The sequence below is a fragment of the Streptomyces sp. NPDC048270 genome (genome assembly GCF_040652335.1).
GTDB lineage: Bacteria > Actinomycetota > Actinomycetes > Streptomycetales > Streptomycetaceae > Streptomyces.
The window spans coordinates 309,041-332,978 of record NZ_JBEZLV010000003.1; the positions used below are offsets into that span (position 1 = coordinate 309,041).

General features: G+C 70.7%; 24 protein-coding genes and 2 riboswitches. Of the genes, 13 read left to right on the top strand and 11 right to left on the bottom strand.

Going from position 1 to position 23,938, the window contains the following annotated elements:
- Positions 1-37: 37 nt before the first annotated feature.
- From AB0D66_RS04650 to AB0D66_RS04665, 4 genes are all read left to right on the top strand, one after another.
- Complete coding sequence (locus tag AB0D66_RS04650) at positions 38-550, top strand: ATP-binding protein (RefSeq protein ID WP_362296512.1); 513 nt, start codon at positions 38-40, stop codon at positions 548-550.
- Between the two features lie 363 nt (positions 551-913).
- Positions 914-1,723 carry a polysaccharide deacetylase family protein gene (locus AB0D66_RS04655; protein ID WP_362296514.1) on the top strand — a complete coding sequence of 270 codons (810 nt, stop codon included), beginning with the start codon at positions 914-916 and terminating at the stop codon, positions 1,721-1,723.
- Positions 1,720-2,907 carry a YncE family protein gene (locus AB0D66_RS04660; RefSeq protein ID WP_362296517.1) on the top strand — a complete coding sequence of 396 codons (1,188 nt, stop codon included), beginning with the start codon at positions 1,720-1,722 and terminating at the stop codon, positions 2,905-2,907. Before AB0D66_RS04655 ends, AB0D66_RS04660 begins: the two co-directional genes overlap by 4 nt.
- Before the next feature lie 189 nt (positions 2,908-3,096).
- Complete coding sequence (locus AB0D66_RS04665; RefSeq protein ID WP_069922031.1) at positions 3,097-3,309, top strand: EF-hand domain-containing protein; 213 nt, start codon at positions 3,097-3,099, stop codon at positions 3,307-3,309.
- 43 nt (positions 3,310-3,352) lie between these two features.
- On the opposite strand, the gene AB0D66_RS04670 is transcribed toward AB0D66_RS04665, so the two are convergent.
- The 5 genes from AB0D66_RS04670 to AB0D66_RS04690 are packed head-to-tail and all read right to left on the bottom strand — an operon-like array spanning position 3,353 to position 6,559.
- Complete coding sequence (locus tag AB0D66_RS04670) at positions 3,353-3,913, bottom strand: PadR family transcriptional regulator (RefSeq protein WP_362296521.1); 561 nt, start codon at positions 3,911-3,913, stop codon at positions 3,353-3,355.
- A 35-nt stretch (positions 3,914-3,948) separates the two neighbouring features.
- A complete protein-coding gene (locus AB0D66_RS04675; RefSeq protein WP_362296524.1) occupies positions 3,949-4,770 on the bottom strand; it encodes an ATP-binding cassette domain-containing protein in 822 nt (273 codons plus the stop codon).
- Complete coding sequence (cbiQ, locus tag AB0D66_RS04680; protein ID WP_362296527.1) at positions 4,767-5,516, bottom strand: cobalt ECF transporter T component CbiQ; 750 nt, start codon at positions 5,514-5,516, stop codon at positions 4,767-4,769. The genes AB0D66_RS04675 and cbiQ overlap by 4 nt, the downstream gene beginning before the upstream one ends.
- 3 nt (positions 5,517-5,519) lie before the next feature.
- Positions 5,520-5,864, bottom strand: coding sequence for an energy-coupling factor ABC transporter substrate-binding protein (locus AB0D66_RS04685; protein WP_362296530.1), 345 nt, complete (start codon positions 5,862-5,864; stop codon positions 5,520-5,522).
- Positions 5,864-6,559, bottom strand: coding sequence for an energy-coupling factor ABC transporter permease (locus AB0D66_RS04690; protein ID WP_362296533.1), 696 nt, complete (start codon positions 6,557-6,559; stop codon positions 5,864-5,866). The genes AB0D66_RS04685 and AB0D66_RS04690 overlap by 1 nt, the downstream gene beginning before the upstream one ends.
- Before the next feature lie 28 nt (positions 6,560-6,587).
- Positions 6,588-6,813: riboswitch (cobalamin riboswitch) on the bottom strand.
- Positions 6,814-7,106: 293 nt separating this feature from the next.
- Here AB0D66_RS04690 and AB0D66_RS04695 point away from each other — a divergent pair.
- Positions 7,107-7,820, top strand: a complete 714-nt coding sequence (locus tag AB0D66_RS04695; protein WP_362296535.1) for a flavodoxin family protein — start codon at positions 7,107-7,109, stop codon at positions 7,818-7,820.
- A gap of 28 nt (positions 7,821-7,848) precedes the next feature.
- Here AB0D66_RS04695 and AB0D66_RS04700 read toward each other — a convergent pair whose 3' ends face one another.
- Positions 7,849-8,379, bottom strand: coding sequence for a hypothetical protein (locus AB0D66_RS04700; RefSeq protein ID WP_362296538.1), 531 nt, complete (start codon positions 8,377-8,379; stop codon positions 7,849-7,851).
- 162 nt (positions 8,380-8,541) lie between these two features.
- On the opposite strand from AB0D66_RS04700, the gene AB0D66_RS04705 reads away from it, so the two are divergent.
- Positions 8,542-9,165, top strand: coding sequence for a hypothetical protein (locus AB0D66_RS04705; protein WP_362296541.1), 624 nt, complete (start codon positions 8,542-8,544; stop codon positions 9,163-9,165).
- 116 nt (positions 9,166-9,281) lie between these two features.
- Here AB0D66_RS04705 and AB0D66_RS04710 read toward each other — a convergent pair whose 3' ends face one another.
- The 5 genes from AB0D66_RS04710 to gcvT form a co-directional block, all read right to left on the bottom strand.
- Positions 9,282-10,664, bottom strand: a complete 1,383-nt coding sequence (locus tag AB0D66_RS04710) for an L-serine ammonia-lyase (protein ID WP_362296544.1) — start codon at positions 10,662-10,664, stop codon at positions 9,282-9,284.
- A 160-nt stretch (positions 10,665-10,824) separates the two neighbouring features.
- Positions 10,825-12,477, bottom strand: coding sequence for an APC family permease (locus AB0D66_RS04715; protein WP_362296547.1), 1,653 nt, complete (start codon positions 12,475-12,477; stop codon positions 10,825-10,827).
- Between the two features lie 166 nt (positions 12,478-12,643).
- On the bottom strand, positions 12,644-13,900 hold the full coding sequence (glyA, locus tag AB0D66_RS04720; RefSeq protein ID WP_362296550.1) for a serine hydroxymethyltransferase: 1,257 nt from the start codon (positions 13,898-13,900) through the stop codon (positions 12,644-12,646).
- Positions 13,901-13,914: 14 nt separating this feature from the next.
- The gene (gene gcvH / locus AB0D66_RS04725; RefSeq protein WP_362296553.1) at positions 13,915-14,298 is read right to left on the bottom strand and encodes a glycine cleavage system protein GcvH; all 384 of its coding nucleotides are present in this window, start codon (positions 14,296-14,298) and stop codon (positions 13,915-13,917) included.
- Positions 14,299-14,386: 88 nt separating this feature from the next.
- Complete coding sequence (gene gcvT / locus AB0D66_RS04730) at positions 14,387-15,502, bottom strand: glycine cleavage system aminomethyltransferase GcvT (RefSeq protein ID WP_362296556.1); 1,116 nt, start codon at positions 15,500-15,502, stop codon at positions 14,387-14,389.
- Positions 15,503-15,663: 161 nt separating this feature from the next.
- Positions 15,664-15,767, bottom strand: a riboswitch (glycine riboswitch).
- A 224-nt stretch (positions 15,768-15,991) separates the two neighbouring features.
- On the opposite strand from gcvT, the gene AB0D66_RS04735 reads away from it, so the two are divergent.
- The 7 genes from AB0D66_RS04735 (at position 15,992) to AB0D66_RS04765 (ending at position 23,933) form a co-directional block, all read left to right on the top strand.
- Entirely contained in the window at positions 15,992-16,627 is a 636-nt protein-coding gene (locus tag AB0D66_RS04735) for an AAA family ATPase (protein WP_362296770.1), read from the top strand.
- Positions 16,628-16,842: 215 nt separating this feature from the next.
- Positions 16,843-17,595: an enhanced serine sensitivity protein SseB gene (locus AB0D66_RS04740; protein WP_362296558.1), complete on the top strand. Its 753-nt coding sequence runs from the start codon at positions 16,843-16,845 to the stop codon at positions 17,593-17,595.
- A 54-nt stretch (positions 17,596-17,649) separates the two neighbouring features.
- The gene (locus AB0D66_RS04745) at positions 17,650-18,390 is read left to right on the top strand and encodes an enhanced serine sensitivity protein SseB C-terminal domain-containing protein (RefSeq protein ID WP_362296561.1); all 741 of its coding nucleotides are present in this window, start codon (positions 17,650-17,652) and stop codon (positions 18,388-18,390) included.
- A gap of 451 nt (positions 18,391-18,841) precedes the next feature.
- Positions 18,842-19,837, top strand: coding sequence for an ABC transporter permease (locus AB0D66_RS04750; RefSeq protein ID WP_362296564.1), 996 nt, complete (start codon positions 18,842-18,844; stop codon positions 19,835-19,837).
- A 75-nt stretch (positions 19,838-19,912) separates the two neighbouring features.
- Positions 19,913-21,688 (top strand): ABC transporter substrate-binding protein, encoded by a 1,776-nt coding sequence (locus AB0D66_RS04755; protein WP_362296567.1) that lies wholly within the window; start codon positions 19,913-19,915, stop codon positions 21,686-21,688.
- Positions 21,689-21,840: 152 nt separating this feature from the next.
- Positions 21,841-22,839, top strand: coding sequence for an ABC transporter permease (locus AB0D66_RS04760; protein WP_362296570.1), 999 nt, complete (start codon positions 21,841-21,843; stop codon positions 22,837-22,839).
- Positions 22,836-23,933 carry an ABC transporter ATP-binding protein gene (locus AB0D66_RS04765; RefSeq protein ID WP_362296573.1) on the top strand — a complete coding sequence of 366 codons (1,098 nt, stop codon included), beginning with the start codon at positions 22,836-22,838 and terminating at the stop codon, positions 23,931-23,933. The genes AB0D66_RS04760 and AB0D66_RS04765 overlap by 4 nt, the downstream gene beginning before the upstream one ends.
- Positions 23,934-23,938 lie beyond the last annotated feature (5 nt).

Consider the following 23,938-nt stretch of genomic DNA (forward strand, 5'->3'; position numbering starts at 1 on the left):
GGCCCGGAGGGGCAGGTCGGCACTCCATGATGGGTGCATGGCGGGCCTGGAGGGTGTGGAACAGCCGCGGCAGCGCAGCAGCGCTTCGGCCGTGCGGCTCACGGCGGCACTTGAGGACGAACAGGGCCTCAAGGCACTGGAGTTGTACGGTAATCCGGCTGAGGCGGAAGTGACCCTGCCGTCCATGCCGGAATCGGCCGGCACCGCCCGCAGGCTCACCCAGTGCGTGGTGATACGGCTCTGGGGGCTCTCGCCGCAGATCTCCGAGCACGCCGTCCTGCTGGTCTCGGAACTCGTCGGCAATGCCGTCCGGCACACCGGGGCCCGCTCCTTCGGCTTACGCATGCTCCGGCGGCGCGGCTGGATCCGGGTGGAGGTGCGCGACCCCTCGCGCGGGCTGCCCTGCCTGATGCCGGTCCACGATCTGGACACGACCGGGCGGGGGCTCTTCCTCGTCGACAAGCTGTCCGACCGCTGGGGCGCCGACCTGCTGCCGCGCGGGAAGACCACCTGGTTCGAGATGCGCGTGGCCGACCGCCAGAACGCCTGAAGCCCCCTGGTCGCCGTGGTGGGCGGGGCGGGGGCTTCATGGGTGCGCCGAGGATCGATTGGGGTGTGATCCTCGGCGTAGAGGCTTCGCTCGGGTCAATGGGAAGCCGTGGTTCCGACTATGGCAGACGCGGCCTCAAACGCCAAAAGTCCCTACTCGGACATAAGTGTGCAAATAGTGAGAGTTTCGCACTAAATCCTAGGTGAGGTGGGCCACTCACCTCGTATTCGATGAATAACTATCGACCGCTCTGTGTGAATCGTTGATCACATAGCGGACAGACCCCCGGTTGGGCGACTTCGACGAAAGTCCCGAATTGGGTCAATCATTACCTTCCAGGCCATCCGCCCCTTAAATGGGCAGGTGCTCTCACATCCAGGCCGCCGCGCGGTCCTGCGCGCGGGCGGTCTCGCCACGGCCGGCGCCGCCGTGGCCGGCCTCACCGCCGCCTGCGGACCGGGCTCCCCCGCCGCCGCACCCACCGCCGCACCCACCGCCCCGCCCCCCGGCCCGGCCAGACCGGCCCGGCCGGCCGCGCCGGTTCCCGCCCTCCCCCGCCGGTACCCCGGCCGGCCCGTCGAGATCGCCCACGGCCCGCGCGACCGCCCCCGGGTCGCCCTGACCTTCCACGGCAACGGGGATCCCGCCACGGCCCGGGCGGTGCTGGCCGCGGCCGAGAAGGGGGGCGCCCGGGTGACCGTACTGGCGATCGGCAGCTGGCTCGACGCCCATCCCGACCTGGCCCGCAGGATCCTCGACGGCGGCCACGAACTCGGCAACCACACCCAGCGCCACCTCGCGATCAACGACCTGCCCGAGGCGGAGGCCTACGCCGAGATCACCGGCTGCGCCCAGCGGCTCAAGCGGCTCACCGGCTCCATCGGCACCTGGTTCCGGCCCTCCCAGACCCAGTACGCCACCCCGCTGGTCCAAAAGCTGGCCCAGCGGGCCGGCTATCCGCACGTCCTGTCGTACGACGTGGACTCCCTCGACTTCACCTCGCCCGGCGCCGCGGCCGTCATCCGCACCGTCACCGGGACGATCCGGCCCGGATCGGTGGTGAGCCTGCACTTCGGCTACGCGGACACGGTCGACGCGATGCCGCCCCTCCTCGAAGAACTCGCGCGCCGCAAGCTGCGCGCGGTGACCACCACGGAGCTGCTGACGCCATGAAGACCACCTGCCTTCCCCGGAAGGCCGCCGTGCTGCTGGCCGGTCTGGTCCTCGCCGCCCTGGCCGGCTGCGGATCGGCCGACAAGGGACCCGCCGAGGCGCTCGGCACCAAGGGTGCCGCCCGGCCCCCCAAGGCCGTCCCGGCCGCCCCGCCGGGCCTGCCCGGAATGCCCCCGCTGCTCGATCCGAACGACGTGTACGCGGCGGACCGGCCGAACAAACTCTCCCCGGTGGTCAAGGACTTCCCGTCCCGCGTCTACGTGCCGAACACCAACTCCAACACGGTGTCCGTCATCGACCCGGCCACCTACCAGGTCATCGACACCATCCCCGTCGGCGTGCAGCCCCAGCACGTGGTGCCCTCCTGGGACATGAAGACCCTGTGGGTCAACAACAACCGCGGCCACACGCTCACCCCGATCAACCCGGCCACCGGGGAGGCCGGGAAGCCGGTCGAGGTGCACGACCCGTACAACCTGTACTTCACGCCGAACGGCAAGTACGCGATCGTCATGGCCTCGATGGACAAGGAGCTGGTCTTCCGCGACCCGCACACCATGGACCGGGTCAAGACCGTCCCGGTGACCTGCTACGGCGTCAACCACGCGGACTTCTCCGCCGACGGCCGCTACTTCATCGTGAGCTGCGAGTTCTCCGGCGAACTCCTCAAGGTCGACACCGAGAAGATGGAGGTCGTCGGCCAGCAGAAGCTGCCGTTCGAGGGCGCCATGCCCCAGGACGTCAAGGTCTCCCCGGACGGGAAGACCTTCTACGTCGCGGACATGATGGCTCACGGCATGTGGGTGCTCAGCGGTGACAAGTTCGAGGTGCCGAAGCTGCTGCCGACCGGCAAGGGCTGCCACGGGCTGTACGTGAGCCGCGACTCCAAGGAGATGTACGTCTCCAACCGCGGGGAGGGGACGATCTCGGTCTTCGACTTCCCGCAGAACAAGCTCACCAAGAAGTGGACGCTGCCCGACGGCGGCAGCCCGGACATGGGCGGCGTCTCCGCCGACGGCAAGGTGCTGTGGCTCTCGGGACGCTACAACTCCGAGGTCTACGCCATCGACACGGTCAGCGGCAAGCAGATCGCCCGGATCCCGGTCGGCGGCGGCCCGCACGGCCTCGCCGTGTACCCGCAGCCCGGCCGCTACTCGCTCGGCCACACCGGCATCTTCCGGTAGCGCACGCGGAGGTGCCCCGGGAGCTCGCACAGCTCCCGGGACACCGCCCCTACCCGGTGCGCCCAGCAGGCGACGGGAGCCGTTGCGGCAGCCGCTCCTCCTGCCGCCCGAACCGGACCCGCAGCGGGGGCCGGGGCGGGGGGCGGCTACCCTGAGCCGGTCAACAAGCACCAAGAAGGGGTGGACCCAGTGGCGAGCATCGAGAGCGCGCGGGCGACGTTCGACAAGTTCGACGTGAACGGTGACGGCTTCATCACGGCCGACGAGTACAGCGCGGCCATGAAGGCCATGGGTGACGCCTACGTCACCGGCGCGGTCGCGGACGCGGTGCTCGCGGCCAAGGACGCCAACGGCGACGGCCTGCTGAGCTTCGACGAGTTCTGGGCCGCCCTCAACAAGTAGGCCCCGCGCCGCCCCCGTTCCGCACGCCGGGACGGGGGCGCGGTCATGTCCCGGAGCCGGGCCCGTCGGCGGCCATGTCCTCGACCTCGCCCAGCGCCTCCTCCAGCCAGTGCAGCCAGAACGTCTCCAGGGCGATCCCCCCGTGCAGGACCAGGCGCCGCAGCCGGTCCTCCACCGCGTCGCGCCGCGGCGGGAAGTCCCGCTCCTCGATCGCCTCGTACTGCGCCAGCTGCCGCCGGTGCAGATCCAGATGGCGCCGCAGCTCGGGTCCGAGCCCCTGCGGCCCCACCACGCCCGCCGCCCGGATGCGCAGCAGCAGCGGATCGCGCATCGGCTTGGGGTCCTGGCTCTCGCCGACCCAGCGCGCCAGTTCCGCGCTGCCAGCCGCCAGGACCTCGTACTCCTTCCTCTGCCCCCGCACCGGCACCTCGCTCGGCAGCTCCCGGATCAGGCCGGACTCCTCCAGCCTGCCGAGCTCGCGGTAGATCTGCTGGTGCGTCGCCGACCAGAAGTACCCGATCGACTTGTCGAACCGCCGGGTCAGCTCCAGCCCGGACGAGGGCTTCTCGAGCAGGGCGGTGAGGATGGCGTGCGGGAGCGACATGACGCCATCCTAGGGAGGCCGGCCGCCGGGGCCGGCTACCGCCAGTCGGACAGCGCCTCCGGGGTGCGCGGGCCCGGCAGGCCGGCGGCCAGCAGGCCGTGGGCGCGCAGCAGGGCCGTCACCGCCGGGGACCAGGCCTGGCGCAGGCCCGCCTCGGCCAGCAGCGCCGGATCGGACAGCAGCTCCTGGGCCGGTCCCACCCGGATTCCCGCCGGGGTCAGCACCGCGGCGTCGTCGGCCCACCGCACCGCCAGGTCCACGTCGTGCGTGGCCATCACCACCGTGGTCCCCGAGGCGCGCAGCCCCGCCAGGACCTCCAGCAGCCGCTCCTGGCCGTCCGGGTCCAGGCCCGCCGTCGGCTCGTCCAGGATCAGCACCCGCGGAGCCATGGCCACCGCGCCCGCGATGGCCGCGCGCTTGCGCTGCCCGTACGACAGCAGGTGCGTCGGGCGGTCCCGCAGCGCCGTGATGTCCAGCGCGGCGAGCGCGGAATCGACCCGCTCGCGGACCTCCGCGACCGGCAGGCCCAGGTTCATCGGCCCGAACGAGACGTCCTGTTCCACCGAGGCCGCGAACAGCTGGTCGTCCGGGTCCTGCACGACCAGCTGGACCGCCGTGCGCAGCCGGGTCAGCCCGGCCCGGTCGTGTGCCACCGCCGTGCCGTCGAGGTGCAGCGCGCCCCGGTCCGGCTTCAGGCCGCCGCTCAGCAGCCGCATCAGCGTGGTCTTGCCGCTGCCGTTGCGGCCGAGCAGGACCAGGGCCCGGCCCTCGGCGATCCCGAAGTCCACCCCGCAGAGCACGGCCGGCCCGTCCTCGTACGCGTAGCCCGCGCCCACCAGTTCCACCAACGGCCTCACAGGTACAGCTCCTTCAGCGCGAGAGTTACGGCGACCAGCGCGGCCAGCAGCGCGCCGGACCAGGCCAGGAACCGCCAGGACAGCGAGGACTCGGGGACCAGCACCCGCAGCGCGCCGTCGTAGCCCCGCCCGGCGAGGCCCGCCTGGAGCCGCGCCGCGCGGTCGAAGGCCCGGACGAACGAGGTCGCGGCGAGCCCGGCCACCGAACGCCACGCCGCCGCCCGGCCGGTGGTGCCCAGGCGGGCGGCCTGGGCCTGGCGGATCCGGGCCAGGGAGTCGAGCAGCAGGAACCCGATCCGGTACATGACCAGGGCCACGTCCACCACCGGGGCCGGCACCCCGGCCCGCACCAGCCGCGGCAGCACGTCCGAGACCGGGGTGGTGAAGGCGAACAGCAGCACCCCGAGCGAGGCCGCCGAGGTGCGCAGCAGCAGATCGGCGGCCTGCCGGGGGCCGTCGGGGGCCATCGAGACCAGCCCGTCCGGCCCGCCCACCGCCACCAGCAGCGGCAGCGCACCGGTGAAGCAGAAGCCGAGCGGGATCCGGAAGGCCCGCCACAGCTGCCGTCCGGCCACCCCGGCGGGGCCGAGCAGCACGCACAGGGTGGCCGCCCCGACGAGCGGCCCGCCCGGCCAGGGGGGAAGGCACACCGCGGTGACCGTCAGCCCGATCCCCAGCAGCGCCTTCTCCAGGGGGTGGCGATGGCGCCAGCGGCTGCTGTGCGCCGCCGCGTCGATCGGCAGCACCGCCTACGACTCCGTGGCGGGGGCCTCGGAGGGCGTCGTGGCCGCCGCGGCCGCAGCGCCCTGGCGGCGGCCCTTGCGGACCCCGAAGTAGTACGCGAGCACGCCCGCGCCCAGCGCCGCCTGGAGGGCGAACAGCGCCGACTCGATCTCCCCGGAGGGGGGTTCGTACAGCGGCGAGAACCACGGCTCGTAGTCGGGCCTCAGCTCGGTGATGGCCGCCTCCGCCTGCGCGTCGGCGCCCGCGAACGGCTCCTCCTTGCCGTCCCCCAGCCCGAGGGCGAGGGGCAGCACGGCCAGCGCCGCCACCAGGAGCAGCAGCAGGGTGTTGATCTTCGCGTTCCTGGTCATCAGACCGCCGCCTCCCGCTGCTTCTTCGAACCGGTGAGCTTGGCGACGCCGAGCCGGATCAGGTCCGACTTGCTGGACTGCATCAGCAGGCGCATCACGAGCACGGTCAGCAGGCCCTCGCTCACCGCGAGCGGGATCTGGGTGAGCGCGAAGATCTCCGCGAACTTCACCAGCGCGCCGGTGAAGCCGGTCGCCGCGTCGGGGAAGGCCAGCGCCAGCTGGACGGAGGTCACGCAGTAGGTGACCAGGTCGGCGAAGAACGCGCCGAAGAACACCGCCACCATCAGCGGCAGGTCGAACTTCCGCAGCAGGCGGTAGACGGCGTAGCCCGCCCAGGGCCCGGCTACCGCCATCGAGAAGACGTTGGCGCCGAGCGTGGTGAGCCCGCCGTGCGCGAGCAGCAGCGCCTGGAAGAGCAGGGTGATCGTGCCGAGCACCGCCATGATCGGCGGCCTGAACAGGATGGCCCCGAGCCCGGTGCCGGTGGGGTGGGAGCAACTTCCCGTCACCGAGGGGATCTTCAGGGCAGACAGGACGAAAGTGAACGCTCCGGACGCACCGAGCAGGAGCGTGCTCTCGGGATTGGCCTTCACCTCGCGGGTGAGGGCCCGGACGCCGTGGACGACGAACGGAGCGGACGCGGCGCCCCAGGCGACCGCGTGCAACGGGGGTAGGAACCCCTCGGCAATATGCATGAGTGGGGAGACCTCTCCAGCACCTCGTGGATGGACAACGCGCCCCGGCCGGTCTCCTGGCTCACGGGTGCTGATGCCCGGGCTCCGCCTTCCCGGGGCCGTGCGGAATCCCGCACGGTGTCCCAGTGGCTTCCCGCTGGGGGTCCCCCCGACGGAGGCAGGGGGAGAGTGGAGCCGGACTTCCCCGATCACAGTGGCGAGGGCCGCACCGGTTTCCCACCGGTTTCCCGAACACCAAGGCCCGCTGACCCTAGTCGGCCGCGCGGGCCGGTAACAACCCGTCTCGAACGGGCCACGAGGTCTCCGGATTCCGCTTGTCGGTGACCCTGGGCGACCGAGTCGGCACAGTCCCGCCAACAGCCGCGCCTGACAGGGGAGTTCCCGGTTCCGGTCCGGCTCGGCGCGGTCCGCCCGGGCCGCCGCGCCGTTCCGGACCGCCGCGGGCCGGCCGGGGCCGCTCCCGAACCGTTCCGCACCCGTGATCCGGGCGGCCCCGTACGGGCGCGGCCCGGTGGCGGCCCCGGCCGGTCCCGCACAGGCTGGGACCGTGGCTGCCGACTACGACTACTCAGACCTGACCGCCGTCTACGTGAACTGCACGCTCAAGCGCTCGCCCGAGGCCAGCAACACCGAAGGGCTGATCGACAAGAGCCGCGCGGTCATGGCGGCGGCGGGCGTCCGGACCTCGCTGATCCGCGCCGTCGACCACGACATCGCGACCGGCGTCTGGCCGGACATGACCGAGCACGGCTGGGAGAGCGACCAGTGGCCGGTCCTCTACAGCCAGATCATGGACGCCGACATCCTCGTCCTGTGCGGCCCGATCTGGCTCGGCGACAACAGCTCCGTGATGAAGCAGGTCATCGAACGGCTCTACGCCTGCTCCTCCCTGCTGAACGAGCGGGGCCAGTACGCCTACTACGGACGCGTCGGCGGCGCGCTGGTCACCGGCAACGAGGACGGCGTCAAACACTGCGCCATGAACATCCTCTACAGCCTCCAGCACCTCGGCTACACGATCCCGCCGCAGGCCGACGCCGGCTGGATCGGCGAGGCGGGCCCCGGGCCCTCCTACCTCGACCCGGGCTCGGGCGGCCCCGAGAACGACTTCACCAACCGGAACACTGCCTTCATGTCGTGGAACCTGATGCACCTGGCCGCCCTGCTCAAGCGCACGGGCGGCATCCCGGCCCACGGCAACCAGCGCTCGCTGTGGGACGCGGGCTGCCGCTTCGACTTCCCGAACCCCGAGCACCGCTAGGCCGGCGCCCGGGACCCGGCCCGTCATCTCACCGCGTCGTGTGGGAGATGTCCACGACGAGCCGTTCGGGTGAGTGCAGGGTGTAGGCGCGGTAGTAGGGCACGGTGTCGAAGGCGGCTCCGAAGGTGACGTACCCCTCGTAGTCGCCGGTCATGGCGATGCCCTTGAGCTTGGTGAGCCCGATCTTCTGCAGCTTGGGGCCGCGGTAGACGCTCTCCCCGGCGTCGTTGTGCGCGGCGGCGGGGTTGAGGCGGATCTCCAGGAAGTGCTTCCCGGCGAGCGGCACGGGCTTGCCGGACCCGTCGTAGATCAGCTGCGCGACGGGGGTGACGGTGACCCCGGGGACGTACCCCTGCAGGTCGATGACGATCCGGTCGTACGTGGCGTGCCCGCCCCAGCGGGCGTTGACGACGAGCGGGGTCTGGGTCTGGGGCTGGGTGGCGGATGCGGTGGCGGCGGATGCGGTGGCGGCCGAGGCAGGGGCGGCGAAGGAGAGGCAGGCGGCGAGCAGAGCGCCGGATACCAGGGCCACGAACTGCCGGAGACGTGGGTGGATCATGACGTCCCCTCGATTCTCGAGTGACGGGGACTGCTGGCACAGCCTAAGACGCCGCGATGGATCCCGCAGTTCCGGTTCCGGTCCGGTTTTCCACCGGTACACAACTGCCTTTGATGGCAGGCTGGTTGGGTGCACCAGCCCCGCCCGACAGGAGAGAACCGGATGCGCCTCGCCCGCTTTCCCCGCCACGCGGTGCTCGCCGTGGCCCTCGTCCTGGCCGCCACCGCCACCGCCTGCGGAGGCGACCCGGAGCGCGAGATCGCGCAGGACGGGAAGGGCGGCTACCGGTGGAAGGCGACGGACGAGATCTGCAACGTCCTCCCGTACGGCGAGCTCGCCGACCCGCTGGGCGCGCGGGAGGAGGCCGCGGACCGGAACAAGCGGGCCGGCCAGGGCGCTCCGGGCGTCGAGTGCGTCCAGCCGCTCGTCGAGAGGGGCCCGGCCACGTACGGGAGCGTGAAGGTCGAGCTGGACATCGCCTACACCGAGAGCGTCGACTTCGCCGAGGACGTCTTCGCCAGGGGCCTGGCCAACACGCGGAAGGACCTGCCGGACAGCGGCCTCACCGAGGTCGAGGGCCTCGGCAGGGAGGCCTACCGGTTCGGCTTCAACAAGCCGGACGACCGCCGCCAGGTGCGCGAGCTGCGGCTGCGGGACAGCAACCTGATGATCGACATCACCGTCACGGCCGAGGCGCGCTCGCAGCCCACCCCCGAGAGCCTCAAGGCGTTCGACGCGTCGGTGCAGGACTTCGCCGAGGCCTCCCTCAAGGCCCTGCGGGGATAGCGCGAAGGGCCCGGCGCGCAGGTGGTGCGCGCCGGGCCCGGTGCCGGGCGCCGCCGCGGCGGCTCAGCCGCCGTGGTGCCGGCCGTGTCCCGCGGCCGCGGCCCGGCCGCCGCGGGTCAGCACTCGATGACGTTGACCGCGAGGCCGCCGCGGGCGGTCTCCTTGTACTTGACCTTCATGTCCGCGCCGGTCTCCTTCATGGTCTTGATGACCTTGTCGAGGGAGACCTTGTGGCTGCCGTCGCCGCGCATCGCCATCTTCGCCGCGGTCACGGCCTTGACCGCCGCCATGCCGTTGCGCTCGATGCACGGGATCTGGACCAGGCCGCCGACCGGGTCGCAGGTCAGGCCCAGGTTGTGCTCCATGCCGATCTCGGCCGCGTTCTCGACCTGCTCCGGGGTGCCGCCCAGCACCTCCGCGAGGGCGCCGGCCGCCATCGAGCAGGCCGAGCCGACCTCGCCCTGGCAGCCGACCTCGGCGCCGGAGATCGAGGCGTTCTCCTTGAACAGCATGCCGATCGCGCCCGCCGCGAGGAGGAAGCGGACCACGCCGTCCTCGTCCGCGCCCGGCACGAAGTTCGTGTAGTAGTGCAGGACCGCGGGCAGCACGCCCGCCGCGCCGTTGGTCGGGGCGGTCACGACCCGGCCGCCCGCCGCGTTCTCCTCGTTGACCGCCATCGCGTAGATCGTCGTCCACTCGCTGCGGTGCATCATCGGGTCGCCCTCGGTGCGCAGCTGGCGCGCCGTGGAGGCGGCCCGGCGCTTGACCCGCAGGCCGCCGGGGAGGATGCCCTCGCGGGACATGCCGCGGGCCACGCAGGACTGCATGACGCGCCAGATCTCCAGGAGCCCTTCGCGGATCTCGTCCTCGGTGCGCCAGGCCTTCTCGTTCTCCAGCATCAGCGAGGAGATCGACAGGCCCGTCTCGTTGGCCAGGCGCAGCATCTCGTCGCCGGAGCGGAAGGGGTACTTCAGCACCGTGTCGTCGAGCTTGATCCGGTCCTCGCCGACGGCGTCCTCGTCCACGACGAAGCCGCCGCCGACCGAGTAGTACGTCTTCTCCAGCAGCGGGGCGCCGGCCGCGTCGTACGCGAAGAGCGTCATGCCGTTCGCGTGGTACGGCAGCGAGCGCCGGCGGTGCAGGATCAGCTGGTTCGGCTCGTCGAAGGCGATCTCGTGGCCATCGCCTATCTCCGCGCCGAGCAGCCGCAGCCGGCCGCTCTTGCGGATGCGCTCCACCTCGTCGTCCGCCGTCTCCACGTTCACCGTGCGCGGCGAGTGGCCCTCCAGCCCCAGCAGTACCGCCTTGGGGGTGCCGTGGCCGTGGCCGGTCGCACCGAGGGAGCCGAACAGCTCGGCGCGCACGGACGCCGTCTGGGCGAGCACACCGTCCTTCTTCAGACGCGTCACGAACATGCGCGCGGCGCGCATCGGACCGACCGTGTGCGAGCTGGACGGACCGATGCCGATCGAGAAGAGATCGAAAACGGAGATGGCCACTGGCGGACTCCCGGAACATCCCCGCTGTTGCGGGGAGACAACGACCCGTCCAGCTGCCTCGGAGGGTATCGAGGCGACCGACGGTTGGGCGGACTTTGCGGGGTTTCGGGCAAAGGGCGCCGGTGGGCGCCCTTGCCCTGCTAAAGCAGCGTACGTCAGTTCATGCGGGGGTCAGCTCCCGCTCCGGGGCGTTGCCCGGCGTGATGTCGGCCTCGGCGTCGAGGACCGGCTCGGGGCCGGGGAGCCCCGCGTGGTGGGCCTCGACCCCCGACCGTACGGCCCAGAAGTACGTACCGAGCGCCATGGCCGCCACCAGGGCGATGTCCAGGCCGCCCGGGATGGTGCCGCGGCCGCCGAAGTCGGCGGAGCCGAGCCAGGACAGCAGGGACAGGGCTCCGAGGAAGAAGACGATCCACCAGGCGGGGGCGAACTGCCGCAGGAGGTTCTTCTCACCCTTGCGGGAGAGCACCAGCGCCGCGATCGGAGCGGCCAGCAGGGTCAGCGCGGTGACGATACCGGTGTTCGGCCACTTCGACCAGTACAGGGCGCAGGCGGCGAAGACGAAGGTCAGCGGGCACAGGACGGAGGCCGCGGGGAGGCGGAAGGGGCGGGCGAGGTCCGGCTTGGTGCGGCGGAAGACGCCCACCGCGATCGGTCCGATGAGGTACGAGATGACCATGGCGGCCGAGATGATCGGGGCGAGCGTCTTCCAGCTGTGGCCGACGGTGACCAGCAGCAGGACGGAGAAGCCCAGGTTCATCCACATCGCCGGGCGCGCGGTCCCGTAGACGGGGTGGGTCCGGGCCAGCCGCTTCGGGAAGAAGCCGGTCTCGGAGAGGTTCTGGACCATGTACGCGGCCGAGGCCACGTTGGCGATGTTGGAGCCCGCCGGGGAGATGAAGGCGCCGAACTGGAGCATCACCACGACCCAGTGGATCATCAGGAGCTTGGCGAGCTCGGCGAAGGGCGAGTTGAAGTTCACGCCCGACCAGCCGCCGGCCTGCGCCAGGTGCTCCGGCGGTACGGAGCCCAGGAAGGCCGCCTGGAGGGCGAGGTAGATGACCAGGCCCAGCGAGAGCGCGCCGACCAGGGCGATCGGAATGGCCCGGCCCGGGTTCTTGGCGGCGCCGCCGAGGTTCACCACGGCCTGGAAGCCGTTGAAGGCGAAGACCACGCCGGAGGTGGTGACGGCGGTCAGGACGGCCGTCCATCCGTTGGGCGCGAAACCGCCGTGGGCGGTGAAGTTCTCGGTGTGGAAGCCGGAGGCGATCAGCGCGACGACCGCCAGCACCGGGATGGCGAACTTCACCAGGGTCAGCAGGGAGTTGATCTTCGCGAGGAGCTGGACCGACCAGTAGCAGGACAGCCACAGCAGGACGGTGAGCAGCAGGGCCACGGCCATGCCGAAGCCGGTCAGCTGGTGGGACCGGGCGTCCACCAGGTCCTTGGCCCAGCCGAAGCTCCAGGAGGACATGTACTGGGTCGCCGCGATCGATTCGATCGGGATCAGCGAGGCCACCGCGATCCACACCGCCCAGCCGCTGATGAAGCCGAGGACCGGACCGTGCGAGAGGGAGCCGTAGCGGGCCATGCCGCCGGGGATCGGGTAGGCCGCGCCCACCTCGGCGTAGGACATGGCGATCATGCCGATGAAGACCGCGCCGATGACCCAGGCGACGAGCGCCGCGGGACCGGCGACCTGGGCAGCCGTGCCGGCGCCGAAGAGCCAGCCCGATCCGAAGATCGAGCCTATGCCGATCATGACCAGCGCGAAGAGACTGAGTCCCTTCCTGTCGGCTGCGCTCATGTCCATGGGTGGGTGTCCGTCCTGCCAGGGGATGCGGTGATTCCTTTATTCGGAGCCTATTTGCCGCTTCTTGAAGAATTCAGTGGCAATGGGCCGCATTCGCCTGGGGCTTTGGTCATGAAAAGGGCCCGACCCTGTGCAGAACAAGGCCGGGCCCTTTCCGAGCCCGTGACTAGAGCGACGGGTACAGCGGGAACTTCGCGGCGAGCGCGGAGACGCGGGCCCCCAGCGACTCGCTGTCGTAGGCGGGCTTCAGCGCGGCCGCGATGATCTCCGCGACCTCGGTGAAGTCCTCGGCGCCGAAACCGCGGGTGGCCAGCGCCGGCGTGCCGATCCGCAGACCCGAGGTGACCATCGGAGGCCGCGGGTCGTTCGGGATGGCGTTCCGGTTGACCGTGATGCCGATCTCGTGGAGCCGGTCCTCGGCCTGCTGGCCGTCGAGCTCGGAGTTGCGCAGGTCGACCAGGACCAGGTGGACGTCCGTACCGCCGGAGAGGACGGACACGCCGACCTCGGTGACGTCGGGCTGCACCAGGCGCTCGGCGATGATCTTCGCGCCCTCCAGGGTGCGCACCTGGCGCTCCTTGAATTCCTCCGAGGCCGCGATCTTGAAGGAGACCGCCTTGGCGGCGATCACGTGCTCGAGCGGACCGCCCTGCTGGCCCGGGAAGACCGCGGAGTTGATCTTCTTGGCCAGCTCCTGCGTCGACAGGATGACACCGCCGCGCGGACCGCCGAGGGTCTTGTGCGTGGTGGTGGTGACGACGTGGGCGTGCGGCACCGGGTTCGGGTGCAGGCCCGCGGCGACCAGGCCGGCGAAGTGCGCCATGTCGACCATCAGGTACGCGCCGACCTCGTCCGCGATGCGGCGGAAGGCGGCGAAGTCCAGCTGGCGCGGGTAGGCGGACCAGCCCGCGACGATCAGCTGCGGCTTGGACTCCTTGGCGAGGCGCTCGACCTCGGCCATGTCGACCTGGCCCGACTCGTCGACGTGGTACGGGACCACGTTGTAGAGCTTGCCGGAGAAGTTGATCTTCATGCCGTGGGTCAGGTGACCGCCGTGGGCCAGGTTCAGGCCCATGATCGTGTCGCCCGGCTTCAGCAGGGCGAACATCGCGGCGGCGTTCGCCTGCGCACCGGAGTGCGGCTGGACGTTCGCGGCCTCGGCGCCGAACAGCGCCTTGATGCGGTCGATCGCGATCTGCTCGACCACGTCGACGTGCTCGCAGCCGCCGTAGTAGCGGCGGCCGGGGTAGCCCTCGGCGTACTTGTTGGTCAGGACCGAGCCCTGGGCCTCCATGACGGCGACCGGGGCGAAGTTCTCCGACGCGATCATTTCCAGGGTCGACTGCTGGCGTACGAGCTCGGCGTCGACGGCGGCGGCGACGTCGGGGTCGAGTTCGTGGAGAGGGGTGTTCAGTACGGACATCAGGATCCCCTGGGTCAGTTGCCGGCGGCGGTGAGCTTGGCGTACTCGTCGGCGGAGAGCAGGTCGCCCGGCTCCTCCGCGACGCGCACCTTGAACAGCCAGCCGCCCTCGAACGGGTCCGTGTTCACGAGCGCCGGGTTGTCGACGACGTCCTGGTTGGACTCGACGACCTCGCCGGAGACGGGGGAGTACAGGTCGCTGACCGACTTGGTCGACTCGAGTTCGCCGCAGGTCTCGCCCGCGGTCACCGTGTCGCCGACCGCGGGAAGCTGGGCGAAGACGACGTCACCGAGCGCGCTGGCCGCGAACTCCGTGATGCCGACCGTCGCGACGCCGCCCTCGGCGTCCGACAGCCACTCGTGCTCCTTGCTGTAACGCAGCTGCTGGGGGTTGCTCATGACCTGATTCTCCTGGATGCGGGGGAGTGGATGTGAACAGCGGGTCTTGGGTACTGAGACGGCCGGTACTGCGCAGTGCCGTACGGGGCTACTTCTGCCGCTTGTAGAACGGCAGGGCCACGACCTCGTACGGCTCATGCGTACCGCGAATGTCCACGCCGACGCCGGAGGTGCCGGGCGCGGCGTGCGCCGCGTCGACGTACGCCATCGCGATCGGCTTGCCCAGCGTGGGCGACGGGGCGCCGGAGGTGACCTCGCCGACGACCTGGCCGCCGGCCACCACGGAGAAGCCGGCGCGCGGGACGCGGCGGCCCTCGGCGACCAGGCCGACCAGCTTGCGCGGCGGGTTCGTCGCGGCGCGCTCGGCGGCGGCCTCCAGCGCGGCGCGGCCGACGAAGTCCCCCTCCTTCTCGAACTTCACGACCCGGCCCAGCCCCGCGTCGAACGGGGTCAGCGAGGTGGTCAGCTCGTGCCCGTACAGCGGCATGCCCGCCTCCAGGCGCAGGGTGTCGCGGCAGGACAGGCCGGCCGGGACCAGGCCGACGGCCTCGCCCGCCTTGGTCAGCGCCTGCCACAGCTCCACGGCGTGCTCGGGGGCGACGAACAGCTCGAAGCCGTCCTCGCCGGTGTAGCCGGTGCGGGCGATGAGCGCGGGAACCCCGGCCACGGTGCCCGGCAGGCCGGCGTAGTACTTGAGCCCGTCCAGGTCGGCGTCGGTGAGCGAGGCGAGGATGCCGGGGGACTGCGGACCCTGCACGGCGATCAGCGCGTACGCGTCGCGGTCGTCGCGGACCTCGGCGTCGAAGCCGGCGGCGCGCTCGGTCAGCGCGTCCAGCACCACCTGGGCGTTGGAGGCGTTGGCGACGACCATGAACTCGGTCTCGCCGAGGCGGTAGACGATCAGGTCGTCGAGGATCCCGCCGTCCTCCTGGCAGATGTGCGTGTAGCGGGCGCGGCCGACGCCGACGGTGGAGATGTTGCCGACCAGCGCGTAGTCCAGGACCTTGACGGCCTCCGGGCCGGTCAGGGTGATCTCGCCCATGTGGGACAGATCGAAGAGGCCGGCCTTGGTGCGCACGGCGTTGTGCTCGTCGCGCTCGCTGCCGTACCGCAGGGGCATGTCCCAGCCCGCGAAGTCGGTCATGGTCGCACCGAGCGAGCGGTGCAGCGCATCGAGTGCGGTCAGACGGGGGGCGTTGCTCATGGGTGTGGCTCCCGAGTCCCAGGGCATGACATGACGAGGAAGGTCCTCCCCATCTGTCATCGGAACCTGAGAGGTTCGCCGATAGCGCCCCCGCTGCCGGGGACCGTCGGCTTGCACCTTGGGTGGAGCCGTCCGTCGGACGGCTCGCTTTTCAGATCTGCCTCATCCACGCGGTACGGGGCCTGAGAGATTCAAGGGAGGTTCTTGCTCCTTCGGCGCCCGTGCACGGCCTCGCGGCGTGCCGGGACTCTCCCGCGCGGATTCAAGCGGCCGGTATGCAGTTGGTCCAGATGGCGCACATCATTGCACGCCCTCGTGGTGATCGGGCGTGGGGCCCCGAAAGTTCGTACGGGGGCCCGGAAGGCCGGAACGGAACCGGTGCTGCCGGATTACCGTCTCTTTACACTCAGTGGGAAAGGGTCCTGGCGACCCGATTCGGGGGAGGCGAACACTGTGCGGCGATTCGGAGTGGTGGCGGCTGTGGCAACCGTGGACGCGGTGCCGGCGCAGCGCGGCGGCGGCGGTGCGGCATGTGCGGGCGCGGGCGCCGGCCGGGTACGGGACCTGCGCGGGGCCGGGGCGCGGGGGGCGCGCCGGCTCGGCTTCGCCGCGGGCGACATCGTCGTGGTGTCCGGCCTGCCGGGCGGGGGCAAGAGCACGCTGATCAAGAGGGCGGCCGCCGAGGGCGGTGCGATCGACTCCCAGGACACCCGCGAGCGCTGGGAGCGGCGGATGCCCCCGGGGCTTCCGTACGGGGCGTACCGGCCGCTGGTGCGGGCCGCGCACTACTGGGGGCTGTGGCGGACCCTGCGCTCCGGAGCCTCGGTGGTCGTGCACGACTGCGGCACCCAGGCATGGGTACGGGGCCTGCTCGCGGCCGTCGCGCGCCGCCGGGGCCGGGAGCTGCACCTGGTGCTCCTGGACAGCAGCCCGCAGGAGGCGCTGTCCGGGCAGGCGGCGCGGGGGCGCGGGGTCTCGGCGTACGCCTTCGCCCGCCACCGGGCCGCGGTGGCGCGGCTGCTGCGCGAAGCCGAGGCCGGGCGGCCGCCGGCGGGCTGTGCCTCGGTCACCCTCCTGGACCGGCCGTCGGCTGCCGCCGTGTCCCACATCACCTTCCACGCCTAGCCCCGGCCGGGCTGGACGGGGCAGGCCGCCGAGGTCGGCGCATCCAGCACCTCCGGCGTGTGAGGAGCGGGGTGCGGGGCGGAGCCCCGGGAGCGGGGCCGCAGGCGCTGCTCCGGCATCCGGGGAGCGGGCTCCCCCGGCGGAGCCCGGGGCCGGGGCGCAGCGGATAATCTCGCCTCGACACGCGGCGGACCACAGACGGAGGCAACGGGCACATGCAAGGCAGCGTCAGCGGCAACGGCACCGGCTGGCCCGCGAACGAGCTGGAGCAGGTGCTCGGCGCGGCGCTCGGGCAGCCGGACGCGGGGGGCCGGATCCTGGAGGTGCTCGGGCGCAGCCCGATCTGGGTGCCCCTGCCCGGCGGCGGCTCCCCCGACGCCGCGAGCCTCGACCTGCCCACCATGGACATCGGCGGAGCGGCGTACGTCCCCGTCTACAGTTCCGAGGCCCAGTTCCGCTCCTGCGTCGGCCCCGGCATGGACTTCGCCGTGGCCCCCGCCGTGGAGTTCGCCCGCGGCCTGCCCCCGCAGCTCGGCATCGCCCTCAATCCCGAGGGCGCCGTCGGCGTCCCCCTGCCCCCGCCCGCCGTCGCGGAGCTGTGCCGCACCGGGCGGAGCCCGCTCGACGGGCCGTCCACCGGCGGTCGGGTCCGGCTCTACGAGCCCGACTGGCAGGAGGACCCGGTGGACTTCCTGGCCGCCGCCGCCGAGGAGTTCCGGACCACCGGCGTGGTCGCGGCCGCGCACCGCTGCCTCGCCAGCGTCGAGGGCGGGGAGCCGGAGCTGTTCATCGGTGTCCGCCTGGTGGGATGGGAGCCCGAGGTGCGCGGAGCCCCGATGGAGGCCCTCGGCCGGGCCCTGACCCGTGTCCCGGCGCCCTGGCCGGTGCAGTTGATCCTCCTCGACGCGGTGCAGGACCCGGTCACGGACTGGATTCGTGAGCGCGTACGCCCCTTCTACCTTCCGTAGGGCCGCTTAAGCTGGGGTACGCGTGGACGACGGGCGGACGAAGAGGGGTACCGGGTGAGTGCGTCAGGCACGGCCGCGGCCGGGCAGGTCGAGCACATGCTGCGCCAGGTGACTCCCGGGCGCTATGAGAGCTACGAGTCGCTTCTGCACGCCCTCGCGGAGGGCCGCGTGTGGATGCTGCTGTGGCAGGGGCAGCCGGGTTCCCCCGACGCCCAGTACGGCGGCATGGAGGTCGAGAGCCTCGGCTACGCCCCGTGCGTGACCTCGCCGCAGGAGCTGGCCGCCAGCGGCTGGAACCGGGGCTACGAGGTGGTCACCGGGCGGGACATCGCCCGCGCGCTCTACCCGGACCGCTGGGGCCTGTGGCTCAACCCGCACGCCCAGGGCGGCGGCCTCGGCGTCCCGTGGGCCGACCTGCGCCGGATCGCGACCGGCCTGGACCGGATGCCGGCCGGGCCGCTGCGGCTGTCCGAGCCCTCCCTGGAGCTCCCGCAGTTCTACGGGCTGCTGACCCAGCACGCGCACCGCACCCCGGCCGTCCGGTCGCTGCGCCGCGCCTGGGTGCAGCCCGCGCTCGGGTCCCCGTACCTGGCGGTCGGGCTCGACCTGTACGACGCCTCCGCGCCCGCGCTGGAATCCGTACGGGAGATGATGCGCCAGTCGGTCGGCGTGGTCCCCGAGGGCGTCCCCGTGTGCACGGTCGCGCTGGCGGACGAGCACGACCCCGTCGCGATGTGGCTGCGCGCGCAGACCCGTCCCTTCTACGACCGCGAGGGCCCGGCACCCGCGTACTGACAGGGAATTGGGGCCGTACACGCCTGATTTCCAGACATCCGCATACCGAGACATCCATCTCGAAGGCCGCACCGGTCCCCTCGGTGCGGCCTTCGGCATATCCACCGAATGCGCCCAAGATCTGCTCCCGAAACGGTAGTTGGGCCGGATGTCCGTTCCGCCACGAACAGGCGGTGTTTCACCGCTCAACAGAGCGCGCGGTTCGGATAACGGAAGGTGGCGGTGCAGATCACGGTTGCGCATCACATCCCCGGCAGGTCTGGCGGCCGATTGAGAGGGCGTTGAAGACTCCCCCCACCGAAGGCCGGTCAATCTGACAATCACCAGCCCTTCACGTGCACTTCAGGCGCATTTCGCGCCCATCGCACCATCACGCGACGCCGAAAGAAACAAGCCGCCACAGCGGCGGGCATGGGCCGGCCACCGTCGGCCGAGAGGGGTCCCCACCACGATGACGGCACCACTGCACGACACCACCGCGGCCGAGCCCGCAGCCGTGGCCGCCCCCGGAATTCCCCTGAAGGCGATCGAGGGACGTTCGCCGTGGAAGATCGCCTGGCTGCGCCTCAAGCGCGACAAGGTCGCCCTGGCCGGCGGTGTCGTCGTACTCCTGCTGATCCTCGTCGCGATCTTCGCGCCGCTGATCGTCAAGGCCTTCGGCCACCCGCCGGAGGAGCTGCACGAGGACATGCTGGACCCGCTGCTCGGCCTGCCGGCCGGCGACTGGGGCGGTATCAGCGGCGACTTCCTGCTGGGCGTCGAGCCGGTCAACGGACGCGACGTGTTCAGCCGGATCGTCTACGGCGCCCGGATCTCGCTCCTGGTCGCCTTCCTGTCCGCCTTCGTGGCGGTCACGCTGGGCACCTTCTTCGGCATCATCGCGGGCTACTTCGGCGGCTGGGTCGACGCGGCGATCAGCCGCGTGATGGACCTGCTGCTGGCCTTCCCGCAGCTGCTCTTCATCATCGCGCTGATCTCCGTCATCCCGGGCAAGCTGTGGGGCTTCGAGGGATCGGGCCTGCGGATCGCCGTACTGGTGCTGGTCATCGGGTTCTTCGGCTGGCCCTACATCGGCCGCATCGTGCGCGGACAGACCCTGTCGCTGCGCGAGCGCGAGTACGTCGAGGCCGCGCGCAGCCTCGGCGCGGGCCGCATGTACATCCTCTTCCGCGAACTGCTCCCGAACCTGGTGGCGCCCATCACCGTCTACTCGACGCTGATGATCCCCACCAACGTGCTGACCGAGGCCGCCCTCAGCTTCCTCGGAGTCGGCGTCAAGCCGCCCACGCCGTCATGGGGGGAAACACTCTCCACGGCCGTGCGGACCTACGAGGACGATCCGCTCTTCATGATCTTCCCCGGCGTAGCGATCTTCATCACCGTGCTGGCCTTCAACCTCTTCGGCGACGGCGTCCGTGACGCCCTCGACCCGAAGGGCTCCCGCTAGCCATCGCAGGGCTCATCAGGAACCGGCTTCGAGCCGTACGCACACCGTAACTACAACCGGAGGGTTGCGAGCATCGTGACTACCCATCGCACGTCGAAGCGCAGGCTTGCCGCTGGCACGGCCGTCGTGCTCGCGGTCATGCTGACCGCGACCGCCTGTGGCGGAAACGAGAAGAAGGACGACAAGGCGGCCTCCGGCGGGGGCTTCAACGCCGGCATCGGCAAGATCGCCAACGCGTCGGACAAGAAGGGCGGCGAGCTCAAGTTCGTCGGCACCCAGGAAGCCGACTCGTGGGACCCGCAGCGCGGCTACTACGGCTTCATGTGGGACTTCTCCCGCTACTACACCCGCCAGCTGGTCAGCTACAAGGCCGCCCCGGGTGAGCAGAGCACCGAGCTCGTCCCCGACCTCGCCACCGCCAAGGCCGACATCAGCGACGGCGGCAAGACGTACAAGTACACCCTCAAGGACAACGTGACCTGGGAGGATGGCACGCCCATCACCGCCCAGGACATCAAGTACGGCATCGAGCGCACCTGGGCCCAGGACGTCATCTCCGGCGGCCCGGTCTACCTGATGCAGGTCCTCGACCCGAAGACCGAGTACCCGGGCCCGTACAAGGACACCGCCCCGGACAAGCTCGGCCTGAAGGCGATCGAGACCCCGGACGCGAAGACCATCGTCTTCAAGCTCCCGCAGCCCAACGGCGACTTCGAGCAGATGCTGGCCATGCCGGCGGCGAGCCCGGTCAAGCAGGAGAAGGACACGGCGGCCAAGTACGGCCTGAAGCCCTTCTCGAGCGGCCCGTACAAGATCGACTCGTACGAGCCCAACAAGAGCATGAAGCTCTCGCGCAACGAGAACTGGAAGCCCGAGTCGGACACCATCCGCAAGGCGCTCCCGGACTCCATCTCGGTCACCTTCATGTCGAACGCGGACGACATGGACAAGCGCCTGATGAACGGCGAGTTCGACCTGGACCTCAACGCGACCGGCATCGGCCAGGCGGCCCGCGCCACCGCGCTGAAGGACCACAAGGGCAACCTGGACAACGGCCAGACCGGCTTCATCCGGTACGCCGTCTTCCCGCAGACCGTCGCGCCGTTCGACAACATCGAGTGCCGCAAGGCCGTCATCTACGCGGCCGACAAGAAGTCCCTGCAGACCGCCCGCGGCGGCCCGCAGGCCGGTGGCGACATCGCCCCCAACATGCTCCCGCTGGGCATCAAGGGCTCCGACGGCAAGTACGACCCGTACGAGGTCCTGAAGAACGACGGCAAGCCGAACGTCGAGAAGGCCAAGGAGGCCCTCAAGGCCTGCGGCAAGGAGTCCGGCTTCAAGACCACCATCGCGGTCCGCAACAACAAGCCGGTCGAGGTCGCCACGGCCGTCTCCCTGCAGAACGCCCTGAAGCAGGTCGGCATCGAGGCCGACGTCGACCAGTTCGACGGCGCCCAGACCTCCGGCATCATCGGTTCGCCGAAGGTCGTCAAGGAGAAGGGCTACGGCATCATCATCATGGGCTGGGGCGCCGACTTCCCGTCCGGCCAGGGCTTCTCCCAGCCGCTGGTCGACGGCCGCTTCATCCTGCAGAGCGGCAACAACAACTTCTCCGAGCTGAACGACCCGGCGATCAACAAGCTGTTCGACGACGCCATCGCGGAGACCGACCCGACCAAGGCCGGCGACATCTACAAGCAGATGAACCAGAAGGTCTCCGAGGCCGCGGTCTACCTGCCCTTCGTCTACGACAAGACGATCACCTGGCGTTCGAGCCGTCTGACGAACGCCTACACCACCGACGCCTACAACGGCCGCTACGACTACGCGTCGCTCGGTGTCGTGAAGTAACGGTCCGTCCGTCAGGCAGTCAGCCAGGCAGTCCAGTTCCAGTGTTCCAGTGCCACACCCGCTAGGCACGAAGGGCAGGTGATGGCCGCGGTTTCGGCCTGGGGGCGCTCTCCAGAAGGGGGCGCCCCCGGGCCGCAGCCAGGCCGAGCGCAGTGCTTGCATATCTCATCCGACGGATCTTCGCCGTCATCGTCATGCTGTTGGTCATCTCGCTGGTGACCTTCGGAATCTTCTTCCTCTTCCCGAAGCTGATCGGGACGGATCCGGCGCTCTACTTCGTCGGTAAGCAGTCCGACCCCGCGGCCATCGAGGGCATCCGGCAGAAGATGGGTCTCGACGACCCGATCCTCGTCCAGTTCGGCAAGTTCGTCGTCGGGCTGGTGGCGGGTCGTACGTACGCCAACGGCTCCGACGTCACGCAATGCGCCGCGCCCTGCTTCGGCTACTCCTTCAAGACCGAGCAGGAGGTGTGGCCGCTGCTGCTGGACTGGCTGCCGGTCACCCTGTCGCTCGCCGTCGGCGCCGTCGTCATCTGGGTCATCGGCGGTGTCGCCACCGGCGTCATCTCCGCCCTCAAGCGCGGAACGGTCCTCGACCGTTCGGTGATGGGCATCGCCCTCGCGGGCGTCTCCCTCCCCATCTACTTCACGGGCATGCTCTTCATCGCCTTCTTCTCCGACCAGCTCGGCTGGTTCGGGCGTCCCGAGGCGACGTTCGCCGACGATCCGGCCAAGTGGTTCAACGGCATGGTCCTGCCGTGGGTCTCGCTCGCCTTCCTCTACGCGGCGATGTACGCGCGGCTCACCCGCGCGACCATGCTCGAAGTCCTCAACGAGGACTACATCCGCACGGCCCGGGCCAAGGGCCTGACCGAGCCCGTCGTCATCGGCAAGCACGCCATGCGCTCCACGATGACGCCGATCCTGACCGTCCTCGGCCTGGACCTCGGCGCCCTGATGGGCGGCGCGGTGCTGACCGAGTCCACCTTCTCGCTGCACGGCCTCGGCTACAACGCGGTCCGCGCCATCAGCGACCACGACCTGCCGGTCATCCTGGGCATCACCCTGATCTCCGCGTTCTTCGTCGTCGCCGCGAACCTCATCGTCGACCTCATGTACGCGGTGATCGACCCCCGAGTGAGGCTGTCATGACCGATCTCACCAAGACCGGTGCGCTGAACGAGCCCGTCGCCGGCACCCGGCCCCCCTCCGCCTTCCTCGAGGTCCGCGACCTCAAGGTGCACTTCCCGACCGAGGACGGACTGGTCAAGTCGGTCGACGGCCTCTCCTTCACGCTGGAGAAGGGCAAGACCCTCGGCATCGTGGGCGAGTCCGGCTCCGGCAAGTCGGTCACCTCGCTCGGCATCATGGGCCTGCACCGCGTCGGCCAGTACGGCCGCCAGCGGGCCCGGATCTCCGGCGAGATCTGGCTGGACGGCAAGGAGCTGCTCTCCGCGGACGAGGACGAGGTGCGCAGGCTGCGCGGCCGGGAGATCGCGATGATCTTCCAGGACCCGCTGTCGGCCATGCACCCGTACTTCACCATCGGCAAGCAGATCGCCGAGGCCTACCGGGTCCACAACAAGGTCGACAAGAAGGCCGCGCGCACCCGCGCCGTCGAGCTCCTGGACCGCGTGGGCATCCCCGAGCCGCACAAGCGGGTCGACAGCTACCCGCACGAGTTCTCCGGCGGCATGCGCCAGCGCGCCATGATCGCGATGGCGCTGGTCAACAACCCCGAGCTGCTCATCGCGGACGAGCCGACGACCGCCCTGGACGTCACCGTCCAGGCGCAGATCCTCGACCTCATCCGCGACCTCCAGCAGGAGTTCGGCTCCGCGGTCATCATGATCACGCACGACCTCGGCGTGGTCGCCGAGATGGCCGACGAACTCCTCGTGATGTACGGCGGCCGGTGCGTCGAGCGCGGCACGGCCGAGAAGGTCTTCTACGAGCCCCGGCACCCCTACACCTGGGGCCTGCTGGGCTCGATGCCGCGCATCGACCGCGAACAGACCGAGCGCCTCATCCCGGTCAAGGGTTCGCCGCCCAGCCTGATCAACATCCCGAGCGGCTGTGCCTTCAACCCGCGCTGCCCGTACGCCGACGTACCCAAGGGCAACGTGACCCGCACGGTGCGGCCGGAGCTGGTCGAGGAGGAAGGCACCCGCCACTGGTCCGCCTGCCACATGTCGCAGGAGGAGCGGACCCGGATCTGGACCGAAGAGATTGCGCCGAAGCTGTGACCGAC